11 protein-coding genes are annotated in these 15,071 nt (G+C 72.5%); 3 read left to right on the top strand and 8 right to left on the bottom strand.

Going from position 1 to position 15,071, the window contains the following annotated elements; all coding sequences use genetic code 11:
* Nucleotides 1–61 precede the first annotated feature (61 nt).
* The 3 genes from CLV35_RS13290 to CLV35_RS13280 are packed head-to-tail and all read right to left on the bottom strand — an operon-like array spanning nucleotide 62 to nucleotide 5,161.
* Nucleotides 62–2,839: a bifunctional YncE family protein/alkaline phosphatase family protein gene (locus CLV35_RS13290; protein WP_121193993.1), complete on the bottom strand. Its 2,778-nt coding sequence runs from the start codon at nucleotides 2,837–2,839 to the stop codon at nucleotides 62–64.
* A gap of 25 nt (nucleotides 2,840–2,864) precedes the next feature.
* On the bottom strand, nucleotides 2,865–4,217 hold the full coding sequence (locus CLV35_RS13285) for an ABC transporter permease (protein WP_121193992.1): 1,353 nt from the start codon (nucleotides 4,215–4,217) through the stop codon (nucleotides 2,865–2,867).
* Nucleotides 4,214–5,161: an ABC transporter ATP-binding protein gene (locus tag CLV35_RS13280; RefSeq protein ID WP_121193991.1), complete on the bottom strand. Its 948-nt coding sequence runs from the start codon at nucleotides 5,159–5,161 to the stop codon at nucleotides 4,214–4,216. Before CLV35_RS13280 ends, CLV35_RS13285 begins: the two co-directional genes overlap by 4 nt.
* Nucleotides 5,162–5,511: 350 nt before the next feature.
* Here CLV35_RS13280 and CLV35_RS13270 point away from each other — a divergent pair, with 350 nt between their 5' ends.
* A complete protein-coding gene (locus CLV35_RS13270; RefSeq protein WP_121193989.1) occupies nucleotides 5,512–5,898 on the top strand; it encodes a hypothetical protein in 387 nt (128 codons plus the stop codon).
* 15 nt (nucleotides 5,899–5,913) lie between these two features.
* Here CLV35_RS13270 and CLV35_RS13265 read toward each other — a convergent pair whose 3' ends face one another.
* The 4 genes from CLV35_RS13265 to dapE all read right to left on the bottom strand — a co-directional run bounded on the left by CLV35_RS13265 (nucleotide 5,914) and on the right by dapE (nucleotide 10,577).
* The gene (locus CLV35_RS13265) at nucleotides 5,914–6,366 is read right to left on the bottom strand and encodes an SRPBCC family protein (RefSeq protein ID WP_183061965.1); all 453 of its coding nucleotides are present in this window, start codon (nucleotides 6,364–6,366) and stop codon (nucleotides 5,914–5,916) included.
* On the bottom strand, nucleotides 6,363–6,668 hold the full coding sequence (locus CLV35_RS13260) for an ArsR/SmtB family transcription factor (protein WP_231121791.1): 306 nt from the start codon (nucleotides 6,666–6,668) through the stop codon (nucleotides 6,363–6,365). The genes CLV35_RS13265 and CLV35_RS13260 overlap by 4 nt, the downstream gene beginning before the upstream one ends.
* Nucleotides 6,669–6,766: 98 nt before the next feature.
* Nucleotides 6,767–9,319 carry an amidase family protein gene (locus CLV35_RS13255; RefSeq protein WP_183061964.1) on the bottom strand — a complete coding sequence of 851 codons (2,553 nt, stop codon included), beginning with the start codon at nucleotides 9,317–9,319 and terminating at the stop codon, nucleotides 6,767–6,769.
* Nucleotides 9,320–9,512: 193 nt separating this feature from the next.
* Nucleotides 9,513–10,577 (bottom strand): succinyl-diaminopimelate desuccinylase, encoded by a 1,065-nt coding sequence (gene dapE, locus CLV35_RS13250; protein ID WP_121193985.1) that lies wholly within the window; start codon nucleotides 10,575–10,577, stop codon nucleotides 9,513–9,515.
* Nucleotides 10,578–10,595: 18 nt separating this feature from the next.
* On the opposite strand from dapE, the gene dapD reads away from it, so the two are divergent.
* The gene (gene dapD / locus CLV35_RS13245) at nucleotides 10,596–11,543 is read left to right on the top strand and encodes a 2,3,4,5-tetrahydropyridine-2,6-dicarboxylate N-succinyltransferase (protein ID WP_121193984.1); all 948 of its coding nucleotides are present in this window, start codon (nucleotides 10,596–10,598) and stop codon (nucleotides 11,541–11,543) included.
* Between the two features lie 11 nt (nucleotides 11,544–11,554).
* Nucleotides 11,555–12,556, top strand: a complete 1,002-nt coding sequence (locus CLV35_RS13240; RefSeq protein WP_121193983.1) for a Gfo/Idh/MocA family protein — start codon at nucleotides 11,555–11,557, stop codon at nucleotides 12,554–12,556.
* A 39-nt stretch (nucleotides 12,557–12,595) separates the two neighbouring features.
* Here the strand turns inward: CLV35_RS13240 and CLV35_RS13235 are convergent, their stop codons facing one another.
* Nucleotides 12,596–15,052, bottom strand: a complete 2,457-nt coding sequence (locus tag CLV35_RS13235; RefSeq protein ID WP_121193982.1) for an alpha/beta hydrolase family protein — start codon at nucleotides 15,050–15,052, stop codon at nucleotides 12,596–12,598.
* Between the last annotated feature and the right edge of the window lie 19 nt (nucleotides 15,053–15,071).

The following is a 15,071-nucleotide window of genomic DNA, read 5'->3' as shown; positions in this document are numbered from 1 at the left end:
TAGCGGACGACGGACGGCCCGCCGGAGTCCTTTCCGGCGGGCCGTCCTGGACGAGCGAGCGTCAGTCGGAGTCCGCCGACGGGATGGCGCCGCCAGGGACCTGCGACGGCGCGTAGACCCGGCTGTCGCCCGGGTAGGGCACCGTCCAGCCGTGCGTGGCGTACCACGTGTAGCGGTTCATGAGCTCCGGGGCCGCTGCGTCTGCACGAGCGCCGTTGCCGGTCAGCTGCTGCGCCGACTTCCACGCGTTCCACTGAGCCGCCATCGCGGTCGCTGCGGAGGACAGAGAGGTACGCGTCGCCGCGGCGCTCTCCGGCCCGCACGCCGGCTGGGGTGTGACGCCCTCGGTCAGCGGGACCTGGTTCGGGACCGCGTCGTACGGCGTGTAGTCCGGCTTCTTGTCGACGAAGGCGCCGTACATCGGCGTCGCCGCGGCGAGCCGCTGGTTGAGCGGCTGGGCACCGAGGATCTGCTCGATCGTCCGCACCAGCGTGATCTGCGTGTAGTAGGTGCTGTCGACGACACCGCGCTTCGCCCAGGGACTGATGACCTGGATCGGCGCGCGGTGGCCGTCGACGTGGTCGACGCCGGCCTGGCTGTCGTCCTCGACCACGAAGATCGCCGAGTCCTTCCAGTACGGCGAGTGCGAGATCTCGTCGACGATCTTGCCGACGGCGAGGTCGTTGTCGGCCACCATGGCGCGCGGGGTCGCCGGACCGCCCGTGTGGTCGCTCGACAGCCACATCATGTTGAAGTTGGCCGGCCCGTTCTTCTCGAAGTCCTGCTTCCAGACCTCGTAGCGGTACTGGTCAGGGATGGTCAGGTCGAACGGCGGGGACGTGTGGTTGGTGATCGCGTCGAGCGACGGGATGACCGAGTGGTAGTCGCCCTCGAGCCCGTTGTCGAACAGCTGCGACGGGTCACCGCCGGCGTCGGTGCTCCTGGCGACGCAGTAGTACTGCTGCCACGTCGGAGCGGTAGGCCGGCCCTCGGTGTAGAGGAACTCGCCGTAGTTGCGGGCGGTGGCGCCGGCGTCCTGGACGTTGGTCCAGAGGAAGCCGGAGCGCTGGTGGCCGAGGACGTCCTCCTCGGTGTCGTAGCTGCGGGTGTACTCCCCCGCGCTCGTCTCCGTGTACTCCGGGTTGTCGCCCTGCATGAGCCAGTTGTGACCCTCGGCGGAGTTGGTGCCGATGTCGTAGGTGTTGTCGTAGAGGCCGAACTGCTCCGCCAGCGCGTGCTGGTTCGGGGTCACCGTCTTGCCGAACTGCGCGAGCGACGCGTCGCCGTTGCCCTGCGGCATGTCGCCGTAGAGCTGGTCGTAGGTTCGGTTCTCCTTGACCAGCAGGAAGACGTGCTTGATGGTCGAGGGGTCACCGATTCGGGTGGGCACGGCCGTCGCCTTCTTGGGGTGCCCCTGGGTCTGCTTGACGTCGCGGTTGGCCTTGCCCCAGCCGTTCTGTGCGTAGACCGTGGCGGTCTCGTCCTCGATGACCGAGTCGGCCGGCAGCGAGAACTTCGTGAGAGAGGCTGTCGTGCTGTGCGTTCCGTGGCCCGTGACCGGCGTGGTGCCGAACCCCTGCTTGGAGACGACCTCGGGACCGCGCGCGTCGATGCCACGGGTGTTGGTGACGACGACGCGCCCGCCGACCTCGGCGACGTTCGAGGGGTAGTAGTCCGTCGGCAGCAGACCGATGAGGTCGACCGGCGACTGCGGGTCGCCCTGGTAGCGGTAGACCGCGACGGCGTTCGCGCGCCCGAGGGTGACGAGCAGGTGCCCGTCGTTCGTCAGGGTGACCCCGTTGGGCTGGTAGCCCACCTCGGAGCCGGCCCACGGCTTGGCGTTGATCGTCTGCACGACCTTGCCCTTCGTCGTGTCGACCACCGAGACCGTGTCGTCGTTGGTGTTCGTGACGAAGAGCGCCTTGCCGGCGACGTGCATCGCCGTCGGGTGCAGCCCGACGCCGATGGAGCGGACGGCGGCGCTCGGGGCAGCGGTGTCGATCACGCTGACGATGCCGGTCGTCGAGGTGCCCTTGTCGCCGTCCGCAGGGACCGCAGTGCCGTAGGAGTCCATCGTCGTGTCGCCCGCCTTGGCCTGGCGGCCGCCCTCGTCGCTGACGTAGAGCCTGCCTCCCACGAACGCCACCTGGCGCGGCGCGATGCCCACCGCCCACGAGCGCACGATGGCGCCGGTCGTGGCGTCGATGGCCACGACGCGGTCCTGGCCGTTGACCGCGACGTAGAGGGTCCTGCCGTCAGCGGAGTAGACGGAGCCGCCGGTGAGCGCCTCGCGGCCGTCGACGTCCGGAATGGCCACGGTCGTGAAGGCACCGAGGGTGCCGTCCGCCTTCACGGCGAAGCGGGTCAGGCCTGTGGCGTTGGGCATCCACAGGACCTTGCCGTCGGGCGAGTACGTCGGGGCCTCCTGCCCGACGGTCGTGACGGTCAGCGCCTGGTCGACGCCCGAGGCGGACGTCGCGGAGCCGGCGCGCCAGAGCAGCGCGTACGTCTTGAGGTCGAAGACCTGCAGCGCCACGCCGCGGTCGGTGCTGGTGGCTGCGAGGAAGCGGCCGTCAGGACTGACGGTCGAAGCCATGAACTTGCCGTAGGGGGTGGTCAGACGGCTTCCGAAGGGCTTGATGACCTGGTCGGCGGACACCTGCAGGCCGTTGGCGTACTGAGTGCCGACCGCGTTGTGGTCGAAGATGGTCGTCGAGCCGTAGGCGACGCCGCCGCTGGCGGCAGCCAGTGCGGCAGCGCCGGCCACGGCCACGCGGAACCTGCGGGTGCCGAAGAGCCCTTGGCGGACGACTGGTGCGCGTCGTCGCGTTACCTGCATGCGAAGTCTTCTCTCTGTGCCGTGCTCACGAGCGTTCGAGCAGGTCGACGATGCCGTCGAACTGCCACAGGGGGTTCGGTGCGTCGCCTCGGGCGGTGCGCACCTGGAAGAACCCGTTCACCTCCTTCGGTCCGTCCCCGTCGGCGACGTACCGCCCGTCCGCGGTCACGTCGAGCTGGTAGATGGCGCTGCCGACCGCCGTGGCACCAGGCAGGCGCCACGAGACCACGCAGCGCCAGTCGTTGCCGGGTCCGCGGTCCTGCACGCGCGTGCCGCCCTTGTCACAGGCGGCGCGGCTGGCGAGCTGCGCCTCGTTCACGTCGGTGCGCCCCAGCTCCGCCGTCTGCAGCCGGTAGAGGTGCGCGAACGCCGTCGACAGCGAGCGTTCGAGCTCCGGGCGCTCGATCCCCGAGCCGGACGCGGAGGTGGTGGCTGCTGTCACACCGACGCTGACCGCGAGGAGCGCAGCAAGGGGCAGCGCTGCCGCGGCGACCGCACGCCGGCCGGCGCCGTCGTAGGCAAGGTCGGTGAAGTCGCGCCGCCGGAAGATCACATGGGCCAGACCAGTCGCCACCACCGCCCAGAGCAGGCTGACGAGCACGCCGATGAGCAGCGGGCGGGTCTGCGAGGGATCGGTGAAGAGACCACGCCACGCCAGGAAGGCGTTGCTGGGCAGGGCGAGGCGCACCGACACCGGGACCGGGAGCACGAGCGCGAGGTCCATCGCCAGCGCCACCACAGCCGGCAGGAGCAGGCCTGTCGGCGAGCGCCCGAAGATCACCGAGCCGAGCAGGCCGATCGCCGCGAAGGCCAGGGTGGGCGCGAGCACGCACAGCCAGGCGAGCACCACCGTGCCCGCCGCGTCGCCCGCCCCGAGCGTGTGCCCGTCGATGCCGACCAGCGGGTGCGACCCGACGGCCGCGACGCCTCCGACGATGCTCGAGGCCGCCAGTCCGGCGACCACGACCAGGATGACGGTCAGGCTGGCGAGCGCCTTCGTCAGGAAGATCCGGCCGGGCGAGCGGACCGCGATGAGCAGGTGGCGCCAGGTGCCGAGCCGGTCCTCGACGGCGAAGACGTCGCCTGCCACCAGCGAGGTCACCAGCGGCAGCACCCAGCTGCACGCGAAGCCGAGCACGACGAGGGACCCCGCCCAGCCGGTCGAGCCCATCCAGCGGCCGAACACGGTGTCGGCCGGCAGTGAGCTCTGCCGGCTGACGACGGCCACGAACCCGGCCGGCGCGAGCCAGCAGGCCAGCAGCAGCAGGCGCACCCGCCACTGCGAGAGCAGCTTGGCCACCTCGAAGCGGTAGCCGGGGAGCATGGGAGCCGCGCCGGCCACGTGGGACGCGGGCGGGGCGACGGCGGTCGCGGTCATCCGGGCTCCTCGTCGCTGCTGCCGGTCAGTGCCAGGAAGGCGGCCTCGAGAGGCGGCACGACAGGGCCGAACTCGCGCACCAGGACGCCCGCCGCGACCAGGCGCACGACCAGCTGGTCGAGCGCTGCGACACCACCGCGTACCACCAGCGCGTCGCCAGCGGACCGCGGACCCGCAGGAGCGACGTGCACGTCGGGCACCTGCTCGGCGACCTGTCGCGCCCGCTCCGGATGCGAGGTGAGCACCCGGTGGTCGAGCTCGCCGCTCTCGACGGCCAGCTTGTCCACGGAGCCGGAGAACACGACTCGTCCGGTCGAGAGGATCGTGACGTCGGAGCAGAGGGCAGCCAGGTCGTCCATCCGGTGGCTCGACAGCACGATCGCAACGCCCTCGTCGGCCAGCCGGGCCAGCACTGCGTGGACGTGGTGCTTGGCCGACGGGTCCAGCCCGTTGACGGGCTCGTCGAGGACGAGCAGCCGCGGCCGCGTCATCAAGGCCGCGGCCAGGCCGAGGCGCTGGCGCATGCCGAGCGAGAAGCCGCGTACGCGGTCGCCGGCGACGTCGGTCAGCCCCACCTGCTCGAGCGCGCCGTCCACCTCCCGCGCCGAGCCGGTCCCTCCGCTCCCGCGCAGACGGGCCAGCGCGACGAGGTTCTGCCGGGCGGTGAGCGTCGGGTAGAGACCGGGGGCGTCGACGAAACCGGCAACGCCGGCGGGCACGGCAAGGGTTCGGCCGACACGCGTACCCAGCACCTCGAGCTCGCCCTCGTCAGGCACGGCGAGCCCGAGCAGCAGCCCGAGCAGGGTGGTCTTGCCTGCACCGTTGGGGCCGACCAGGCCGTGGACCTCGCCGGGGACGACGTCGAGGTCAACGGAGTCGAGGGCCCGGACCTCACCGAACGAGGTGGTGACGGAGCGCGCGCGGACCGCGGCACTGGACTGCATCTGTGCCCTTTTGTCAGAGGAGATGCAGGCAAGGTAGGCAGCGATCGTGACCCTGCGCGGTCGGCGAGGAGAACGGCAGGCCAACGCCGAGCGACGACCGAAGGTTGTCCCAGGCAATCCTGGGGAGATGGGGGTGGCACGGTGCACCGGGGCGTCTGGCACCGTCCTGCGGCAACGACCACGGAGGCGACGATGACCACGCCCAGCACGCCTGCCCTGCGCTACAACCCGCCGCCGAACTGGCCCGCTCCCCCAGCCGGCTGGGCTCCACCGCCCGGTTGGGCGCCGGATGGCAGCTGTGGGTGCCGTCGCCTCGGTTCGGCCCAGTTCGCCGACGGGCGTGGATCGGCGTGGCCGTGGTGGCGGGGCTCGCCGTGGTGATCGGTCCGGCGGCCGCGCTCCTCCTGCGCTCAGGCGACGGCTCGCGCACGGAGGCCCAGCCGCCGATCACCAGCCGGGCGGAGGGCTGCCACCGCTTCGTCAGCCTCGACCTGGAGATCGTGTCCAAGCACCTGGGCGACGACCAGGCCGCCCCGAAGCTGCGGGGCTACGAAGCCGCCGTCCGCGGTGTGGACGAGGCCGCTGCCGACGACGTGGCTGCTGTGCTGCGGGCCACCACCAAGGAGGAGGTGTCCTCGACCGAGAGGAGGCTCCTGCTCCGGTGCGTGCAGGACGGCTACCTCACGCGAGGCGACCTGGCGCCCCTCATCACTGCCGGCCAGCTGGCCTCCGACTGACCGGCACAGCCCTCGTCAGGCCGCGCCGGCGAGGTGCTGCGCGATCCCCTCGAGGCACCACGTCCAGCCTGTGCGCATCTGGTCGGCGGTCAGCTCGCCTGAGAGTCCGTCGACGCGGAGCTGCAGCCGCATACCTCCCTCGACCGGCTCGAACAGCACCGTGCACTGCGAGCGCTCGGCCATGTCCTCGCCCGCGGTGAGGATGTCGAGCCCGAGGCGCTGCACCGGCTCAAAGACGGTGAAGGTGGCGTCCTCGCTGTAGGCGTCGCCCGAGGGGCGCGGACCGAAGCGCAGGCGGTAGCCGCCGCCTTCGCGGGCGTCGACCTCGCAACTCGCGACGCGCCACTCGGGGTCGGGGCAGACCCAGCGCTCGAGCTGGTCGGCACGGGTCCAGGCGGCCCAGACGCGCTCGGGCGGTGCGGGATAGGTGCGCTCGAGGTCGAACGACAGGAGCGGGGTGGTGGTCACGAGTCCTCCAGGAGGCTGCCGAGGGCGTCCAGCCGGGTCGACCAGAGCGCCTGCTGCTGTGCGGTCCACGTCGCGACGGCGACCAGGGCGTCGTCGCGCAGCCGGCACTCGCGCACGCGGCCGCGCTTGACCGTCGTCACCAGCCCCGCGTCCTCGAGCACACGCACGTGCTTGAGGACGGCCGGCAGCGACATCGCCGTCGGCGCCGCCAGCTCGCCGGCCGGTGCCGGCCCGCGGGCGAGCCGCTCGACGATGGCCAGCCGGGTCGGGTCGCCCAGGGCTGCGAACTGACGGTGAACCACGAGGTTCAGTGTTGCGCGGCGTCGCGTCCTGGTCAACCCCTCCGTGAGCAGCGGCAGGGCCCGGGCCGCGCAGCAGCGACCCGGGCCCTGCCCGACGATCAGGACACCCGGCGGTAGGCCAGGTTCCCGTAGCCGGCAGGAGCCTTGCGGCCCACGGCCGTGCCCTTCGCGCCCTGCTCGTAGGAGTAGGCCATGTCGAGCAGGCGCCCGTCCGACCAGGCCTTGCCGAGGAACTCGAGGCCGACCGGTAGGCCGTGGCTGTCCAGACCCGTCGCGACCGTCACGCCCGGCAGCCCGCTGTTGGCGCTGATCTGGCAGTTCTGGTTGAAGCCGCGATCGCCGTTGGCCAGCGGTGCGTCGTCGGCGTTGGTCGGGTAGACCAGGGCGTCGAGGTGGTTCTTCGTCATGAACCTCGAGATCGCCGTGGCCAGGGCCGCCTTGGCGCGCGCGGTCTTCGCGAGGTCGGCCTTCGTGGGCAGCTTGGCCTTCGCCGCCGCCTCCAGCGGGCCCTGGAGGAAGGGGATGGCGTGGTGGCTCGCCGCGATGGCAGCGACGCTGCCCTTCGTGAACCCCTTGTTGGCCCGGAGGAACGTGTCGATGTCGTAGTGGTAGTGCGAGGAGCTCCAGACCCCCGAGGCGTCGTAGGCGGCTGAGGCCTTGCTCGTGGCCGCGTTGAAGAGGTCGGTGACGTCGACGACCGTGGAGCCGCTCCTCCCGAGCTGGCGCAGGACGCCGGAGAAGTGCTGCTGCACGGTGGACTCGGCGTACTCACCCGGGAAGTAGTCGAGATAGCCCAGCCGCTTGCCCTTCAGCGCCGTCGACGAGAGGGAGCTGCCGAAGCCGCCGGCAGGGATGTGAGCCGCGGCAGTCCGGGTCAGCGGGTCCTCGGGGTCAGGGCCCGCCAGCACCGTGAGGGCTGTGGCGAGGTCACTCACGGTCCGAGCCATCGGGCCCGCACTGTCCTGGAAGCCTTCGAGCGGGAAGACGCCGGCAAGGCTGGTCAGGCCTCGGGTGGCTCGGATGGTCGAGAGCCCCGTGACGCCGCTGACGCCCTGGAGGGACCCGCAGCTGTCCGTGCCCATGCTGAAGGCGTTGAGGCTCGCCGCTGTCGAGGCGCCGCTGCCGCCGCTGGAGCCGGCCGCCGACCGGTCGGTGTCGTAGGGGTTGACGGTGGAGCCACCCACGCCGCTCACGCTGTAGTTGCCGCTCCAGGCGAACTCGGACAGGTTCAGCTTGCCCAGGATGACCGCACCTGCTGCCCGCAGCCGAGCCGTGGCAGTCGCGTCCGTCGTCGGACGGCTGCCGGCCAGGGCGAGCGACCCGCCTGTCGTCGGCATGTCCTTGGTGTCGTAGAGGTCCTTGAGCGCCACCGGTATGCCGAGCAGCGCACCCGTCGAGCCCGAGGCCCGCGCGGCGTCCGCCTTGCGTGCCTGGGCGAGTGCGCCGGCGACGTCGAGGTAGAGGTAGGAGTTCAGGCCCGTGCTCGCCACGTCGAAGGCGGCGATGCGGTCGATGTAGGCCTGCGTGATCTCCACCGAGGTGGTGCGCCCCGCCGCCATGTCTGCGACCATCTGCGCGACGGTCTTCTCAGCCACGGGGTAGGGCGAGCTGGAGGTGAGCCGCAGCCGCGCCGGCTGCGGCGTGGGCCCGAGCGGCCGCTGGGCGGCGCACGCGGCACCGTCGTAGCCGGCGACCCGGGTCGGGTCCATGTTGCGCAGCGTGCAGAGCTGCGCAGCGCTGAGGTCCGCCAGCGGCGGTGCGGCGGCGAGGGCCTGCAGCGTCCCCTGCACCATGGCTGTCTGCTGGCCTGTCGTCGCGGCGGTCTCCGCGCTGCCCGCCGCCACGAAGTGCACGAGGGTGGCGGTCCGTCCCGCTGCGAGGGGTACGTCGTAGTCGACGCCGAGGAAGTCGGCGCCCTTCGCGCTGCCCGCCGACTGGTAGGGCGTGACGAAAGCGGTCCTGGCGTACTCCACGTCGGTGAAGCGCGCCGCCCCCGACCCCATGAGCACGCCCGACGGACCGTGCGTCGAGGGCTCTGCTGCGGTCCCGTCGCTGCTGTGCGCGAACACCGCCCAGCTGTCAGCAGGTGTCAGGGCGCTGTCCCCGGTGCTCGTCATGGCGACGTACGTCGAGCTGGGCGCGTGCGCCTTGCCCTGCGTCATCAGGCTGGCGGGGAAGGCGGTCGTGCTGTAGCCGAGGCCGCCGCCGAAGCCCAGCGCCACCCGCTTGGTGACGTTCGCCGTGTTCGTGACGCTGTCGACGTAGCGGACCCAGTGCCCCGTCCTGGAGACCAGGACCGAGCGGGTGAAGCGGACGCCGCCGACGTCGACCGGGGAGGTCGTGCGCCAGCGGTCGACGCCGTCGGAGGTGAGCCCGAAGCCCCGCACGATGTGCGCGCCGCCTGCCGTGGTGCCGCGCGACGCGACGGTCGCGCGCAGAGCGCCGAAGCCGTCGAACGGGTTGGTGCCGGTGCCGTTCTGGAACGGCGCACCACCGGTCGCGATCGAGCCGTCGTCCACGCCGCCGGCGACCGCGTCGTTGACGTCCCAGGTGGTCCCGGCGGTATCGGTGACGGCGGTGGTCGCGTGCGCAGGTGCGACAGCGGTGAGCGTGAGACCGATGGTGGCGACGGCGCCGACGACAGCGGTCACGCGGCGACGCCGGTTCCGCCTCGAGGTGCTCGTGCTACCGGTCATCGATGGGTGGGGCAAGGAGGACGCTCCCGTCGGCAGGCGCGACCCGGGAGGCTCCGGGTCGGGGACGCCGGAATGCTGGCGCCTCGTTGTTGCCGGCAGCAACGGGGAGGATGACGCTGCTGTTAACGCTTCCGCTCGACCGGGACCGCTAGCCCTGGAGCCACGCCAGCAACGAGGCCTCGCACGCGGTGAGCTGCTCCACGGGCACGCGCTCGTCGTCCTTGTGCGCCAGCAGCGGGTCTCCCGGGCCGAAGTTGACCGCGGGCACGCCCAGGCCGGCGAAGCGTGCCACGTCGGTCCACCCGTACTTCGGCTTCGGCTCTCCACCTACGGCCGCCACGAACGCCGCAGCAGCAGGGTGGTCGAGACCCGGGCGGGCCCCGGGTGCGGAGTCGGTGATGGTCACGTCGAAGCCGTCGAAGAGCTGGCGCACGTGGGCGGCGGCGTCGTCCTCGGACTTCGCCGGCGCGAAGCGGTAGTTGACCGTCACGACGCACAGGTCGGGGATGACGTTGCCCGCGATGCCCCCCGCGACCTGCACGGCGTTGAGGCTCTCGCGGTAGGCCAGCCCGTCCACCTCGACAGTCTGCGGCTCGTAGCCGCGCAGCCGCTCGAGCACCACCGCGGCGTCGTGGATCGCGTTGTGACCCATCCACGCCCGGGCGGAGTGCGCGGTCACGCCGGTGGTGCGCACCTCGGCGCGCAGCGTCCCGTTGCAGCCGCCTTCGACCACCCCGTCGCTCGGCTCCATCAGGATGGCGAAGTCACCCGCCAGCCACTCGGGGTGGGTGCGCGCGACGCGGCCGAGCCCGTTGAGCGACGCGGCCACCTCCTCGTGGTCGTAGAAGACGTAGGTGACGTCGCGCGACGGCCTCTCCAGCTGGGCCGCGAGCTTCAGCGCGACGGCGACGCCGCCCTTCATGTCGACGGTGCCGCGCCCGTGGAGCACGCCGTCCTCGAGCCGCGTCGGCAGCGAGCCTCCGACCAGCGGCACCGTGTCGAGGTGCCCGGCGAGCACGACCCGGTCGGCGCGGTCCAGCGAGGTCCGCGCGACCACGGCGTCGCCGTCACGGTCGACGCGCAGGTGCGGCAGCGTACGCAGTGCGTCCTCGACGAGGTCGGCGAGCGCGCGCTCGTCGCCGCTCACCGACGCCACGTCGCAGACCTGCGCGGTGAGCGCGACGACGTCGCGGGAGAGGTCGAGCGCAGCCACGCCGGTACCGTATCCGCCGTGACCGATCGCACGAGCAGCACGACGCGCTTCTGGGGCTGGGGCCTCGCGACCACGACGACCGACGGCGCCGTCCTCGACACCTGGTTCCCCGCGCCCGCCGCGGGCGAGCCCGGCGGCGACGACGCGACGCGCGAGCTGCTCGAGCGGCTGGTCGGCACCGACGATGAGCGCGCGACGCGTACGTCCGTGGTGCAGGTCGCGGTCGACGTGACCGAGCCGCCGGCCGGCACCAGCGACGTCTACCTGCGGCTGCACCTGCTCTCGCACCGGCTCGTGCAGCCCAACGGCGTCAACCTCGACGGCATCTTCGGCCACCTGCCCAACGTCGTGTGGACCGACCAGGGGCCCTGCGCGGTCGAGGGGTTCGAGCACACCCGGCTGCGTCTGCGCGCCGCCGGCCGCCCGGTGCGGGTGCTCGGCGTCGACAAGTTCCCGGCGATGACCGACTACGTCGTGCCGTCGGGGGTCCGCATCGCCGACGCGAGCCGCGTGCGCCTCGGTGCGCACCTCGCGTCGGGCACCACCGTGATGCACGAGGGCTTCGTCAACTACAACGCGGGCACGCTCGGCGCGTCGATGGTCGAGGGCCGCATCAGCCAGGGCGTGGTCGTCGGCGACGGCTCCGACGTCGGGGGCGGCGCCTCGATCATGGGCACCCTGTCGGGCGGCGGGACCGAGCGCGTCGTCATCGGCCAGGGGGCGCTGCTCGGCGCCAACTCCGGCACGGGCATCTCGCTGGGCGACGGCTCGGTCGTGGAGGCCGGCCTCTACGTCACCGCCGGCACGAAGGTCGCCCTCGACGAGGGCCGCACGGTCAAGGCGCGCGAGCTCTCCGGCGTGCCGGGCCTGCTGTTCCGCCGCAACTCGCTGACGGGGGTGGTCGAGGCCGTGCCGCGCACCGGCGACTGGGGCGGCCTCAACGCGGCGCTCCACGCCAACGACTGACGGCCGCCGTCATGACTGCACAGCCGTGCGTGCCTGACATCGGCCTGCGCGACGCCCCTGCCCTGCGCTGGGGCGTCGCAGGCCCCGGCGGCATCGCCGCCGACTTCGTGAGCACCGTGCAGCGCCACACCGACCAGCAGGTCGCCGCCGTCGCCTCGCGGTCCGCGGCGCGGGCGCAGGAGTTCGGCGCCCGCTTCGACGTGCCGGCGACGTACGACTCCTACGACGCCCTGGTCGACAGCGACGTCGACGTCGTCTACGTCGCCTCGGTCAACGCGACGCACGTCGACATCGCCCTGCGGGCGGTCGCCGCCGGCAAGCACGTGCTCGTGGAGAAGCCGCTCGCGACCAGCGCGGCGGACGCCCGCCGGCTCGCCGACGCGGCACGCAGCGCGGGCGTGCTGGTGATGGAAGCACTGTGGACGAGGTACGTGCCGACCTACGTCGAGCTCGCGCGCCAGCTCGCCGCGGGTGCGGTCGGCGACCCGCGCGTCGCGTCGGTGACCGTCGGCTGGCGGGCGCACGACGGGCGCCTCTGGGACCCGCCGGAGCAGGGCGGCGGGGTCACGCTCGACATGGGTGTCTACGGGCTGTGGTTCGCCCAGTTCGCGGTCGGGCGCCCGGTGCACGTCTCCGCGTCGGTGCAGGCGGTCGACGGGGTGGACACCTCCGCGGTCGTCGCGCTGGCGGCCGCAGACGGCCGGCTGGCGTCCGTGGCCACGACGCTGTGGAACGACACGTCCGGCCACGCCGAGATCATCGGCACCGAGGGCACCGCGGTGGTCACGGACCACGTCGTCTTCCCCAGCGGCTTCTGCGTCTCCGGCCCGAGCGGCCGGCACGAGTGGCGCGACGAGTCCGGGCTGTCCGGCCGCGACGGCCTGGCGTGGCAGGCCGCGGCCCTGGCGGCCTACGTCGCCGAGGGCCGCACCGACTCCCCCGTCCACTCCCTGGCCGACAGCGTCGCCCTCGCCGAGACGATGGACCTGGTGCTCCGCGCCCGCACGCCCTGAGCCCACCGCCCCGCGAGTGCGGGGCGGCGGGCCAGCGGGCTACGGCGCGACCACTGCGTCGTCGTCCCGGATCGTCAGGGCGGCGAACTCGTCGTCGAGCAGGACGCCCTTGGGCGCCGAGACGCCGATCTTGTTGACGCTGACCGGTGTCGCCTCGGGCGTGGTGTTCCCCAGCAGCGGCACCTGGACCGTCACGGACCGGGCGCCCACCGGGAACTGGACCGGGATGGCCTGCGCCTCGAGCTGCGTCGTGCCCGTGACCACTGACAGCCACGCGCTGGCCGGCGCCTTGAGCTTGTCCGACAGCGAGATCGTCATCGCCGCGTATCCGGGGGCGTTGCCCTCGTCCACGCTGGCGTCGGCGATGCTCAGCTGCGGCAGCGTCGACGGCCCACCAGCTCCGACACCCGGCGTGTCGAACGCGAGATCGGACAGGTAGGCGCCCCCCGTCGCGCTGCGGGGCGTCAGGCGTACTTCCCGGACGTCGTGCAGGTCCAGCGACGTCAGCGACGAGAGCGGGATGCGCACCGTACGCATCCAGGTCTTCGGCAGCAGCGCCAAGCCGTTCGGCGTGTTCGTCGACGCCGGGAAGGGCGTCAGCGCCGGGCTGACCGACGAGACGCTGACCGACTGCGTCGTCCCCCTGCCGTCGACGACCGTGACGTCCATGTCGGCCGGCCCTGTCTGGTTCTCCTCGAGCGCGGCGCGGAAGGTGAGCGCCGAGAACCGCGACACGTCGAAGGAGCCGGCGGGCAGCGTCGCGCGGACCGAGGCCGGGACGCTGGCGTCGGTCCACACGGTCTTCAGCACGGGCGAGATCGGCACCCAGCCCGCGTAGGACGCCGGCGTGAAGTGCGGCGAGCGCGAGGTCTGCGGCAGCGTGAAGCAGGGCGTAGTGCCCGAGCCCTGCGTCACCCGGACCGACGAGCTGGCGCAGTACGCGCCGGTGGCGAAGCCGCTCACCTTGACGTTGCTGGCCGCCGCCTCGAGCGGCGCGACGTCCAGCCGCTGCGAACCGGGCTGCTGCGCCTCGGTGTAGACCGCGGCGCTGCCGGTCGAGCGGACGGTGCTGCCACTGCCGTCGAACAGCGGCAGGAACTGCTTCTCGCCACCGAGGACCATGCGGAAGAACCCGTCGATGTACGCAGTGCCCACCGCCCGCTGCGCAGCCGGTGCGAGCCGCTGGCTCGTCGGGGACGCGGTGCCGCACACCGAGTCGTCAGCCGCGCTCCAGTCGTCGTTGGACGGTGCGGTGGAGACGCCAGGAGTCCACTCGGTGTTGAAGAAGTTGTGGTCGGCGCCCATGACCATGAGCGAGCTGCGGAGCACGTCGTCGGCGTGCGCGTAGCGGGAGTCGTCGTAGTAGTGCTGGCCCTGCTGGTTCGAGACGTCGCCGTCGCAGTAGGGCAGCATCACCGCCATCGGCACGTCGGGCAGCGTCTCGCGGGCGAAGTCGATCGGCGCCAGCGGGAACACCGCCTTGATGCCGTAGGGGTGGTGCAGCGCCGCGTTCTGCAGCGCGGCCTCGACCACGCCCTCACCGCCGCGCGAGTGGCCCATGAGGCCCACAGTGGTGAGGTCGAGCCGGCCGGTCAGGGCGGCCCGCTGCTTCTTGTCGCCCTTGCCGTCGTTCCAGCGGTCCAGCAGGTCGAGCGTCTGCAGCACGAGCTGGCCGCGTGCCGCGGTGCCGGCGTCGTCTGTGTAGGGCGCATCCTGCGCGTTGATGCCGTCGGCGCTGATGGAGACCACGACGTAGCCGTGGCTCGCGAGGGCGTTGGCCTGCTCGGTGTAGCCGAGGTAGCTGTTGATGGGCTGGAAGCCCGGCGCGCACGGCCAGATGCTGTTGTCCGACTTGAGGGTCGTGGGGTTGTAGCAGGCGGAGTGCCGGCCGTGCAGGAAGATCACGACAGGCCTCTTGCCGGTCGCACCTGTCGGCAGGTAGACCGCACCGCGGAGCTCGTTGTAGCGGCCCCCCAGCCCGGGCAGCGTGGTGGCGGTGTCGCCGAAGTCGTAGTCGGCGCGGGAGACCACGTAGGGGCCGGGGGTCGCGGGGTCGTCGGCGAGGACCGCGGCGCTGGTCAGCGGTGCCGGAGCGGCCGGGGCCACCGTACGCATCTTGGCGCGGGCGCCCGCTGCGGACGGCACGACGCCGTCGTAGGCCACCTCGGCGGAGGAGGCCGACGCGACGCTCGCGTCGGACGTGACCGCGCTGACGGTCCTGCCGTCGGCCGAGACGCTCGCCGTGCCGATGACGGTGCCGTCGACCGCGACCTCGGGCAGCGCGTCGCGCGCCTCGAGGGCCGAGTCCAGGTGAAGGGTGACGCGGTAGCCGCCAGCCGTCGCGGCGACGGAGAAGCGGGCCGAGGCCGCTGGTGCGGCGGACGCCTCGGCGGCGGAGGCGGGCAGGTTGAGCGCGGCGGTCGCCGACGCCACCATCAGGCCCGCGGAGAGGGCGCCGACGACTGCGCGTCTGCGGACGGGTGCCGTCCAGGTCATGTGCTGGGGTTCCTCTCGC

The sequence above is a fragment of the Motilibacter peucedani genome (assembly GCF_003634695.1).
Classification (GTDB): domain Bacteria; phylum Actinomycetota; class Actinomycetes; order Motilibacterales; family Motilibacteraceae; genus Motilibacter; species Motilibacter peucedani.
The sequence above is the reverse complement of the archived record's forward strand: the minus strand, read 5'-3'. Positions and strand labels throughout refer to the sequence as shown.

What these genes read in the sequence shown, in the direction of transcription:
- CLV35_RS13240 (WP_121193983.1), top strand. Translation starts at nt 11,555, where the DNA reads ATGACTGCACAGCCGTGCGTGCCTGACATCGGCCTGCGCGACGCCCCT.
- CLV35_RS13235 (WP_121193982.1), bottom strand. Translation starts at nt 15,052, where the DNA reads ATGACCTGGACGGCACCCGTCCGCAGACGCGCAGTCGTCGGCGCCCTC.
- CLV35_RS13290 (WP_121193993.1), bottom strand. Translation starts at nt 2,839, where the DNA reads ATGCAGGTAACGCGACGACGCGCACCAGTCGTCCGCCAAGGGCTCTTC.
- CLV35_RS13280 (WP_121193991.1), bottom strand. Translation starts at nt 5,161, where the DNA reads ATGCAGTCCAGTGCCGCGGTCCGCGCGCGCTCCGTCACCACCTCGTTC.
- CLV35_RS13285 (WP_121193992.1), bottom strand. Translation starts at nt 4,217, where the DNA reads ATGACCGCGACCGCCGTCGCCCCGCCCGCGTCCCACGTGGCCGGCGCG.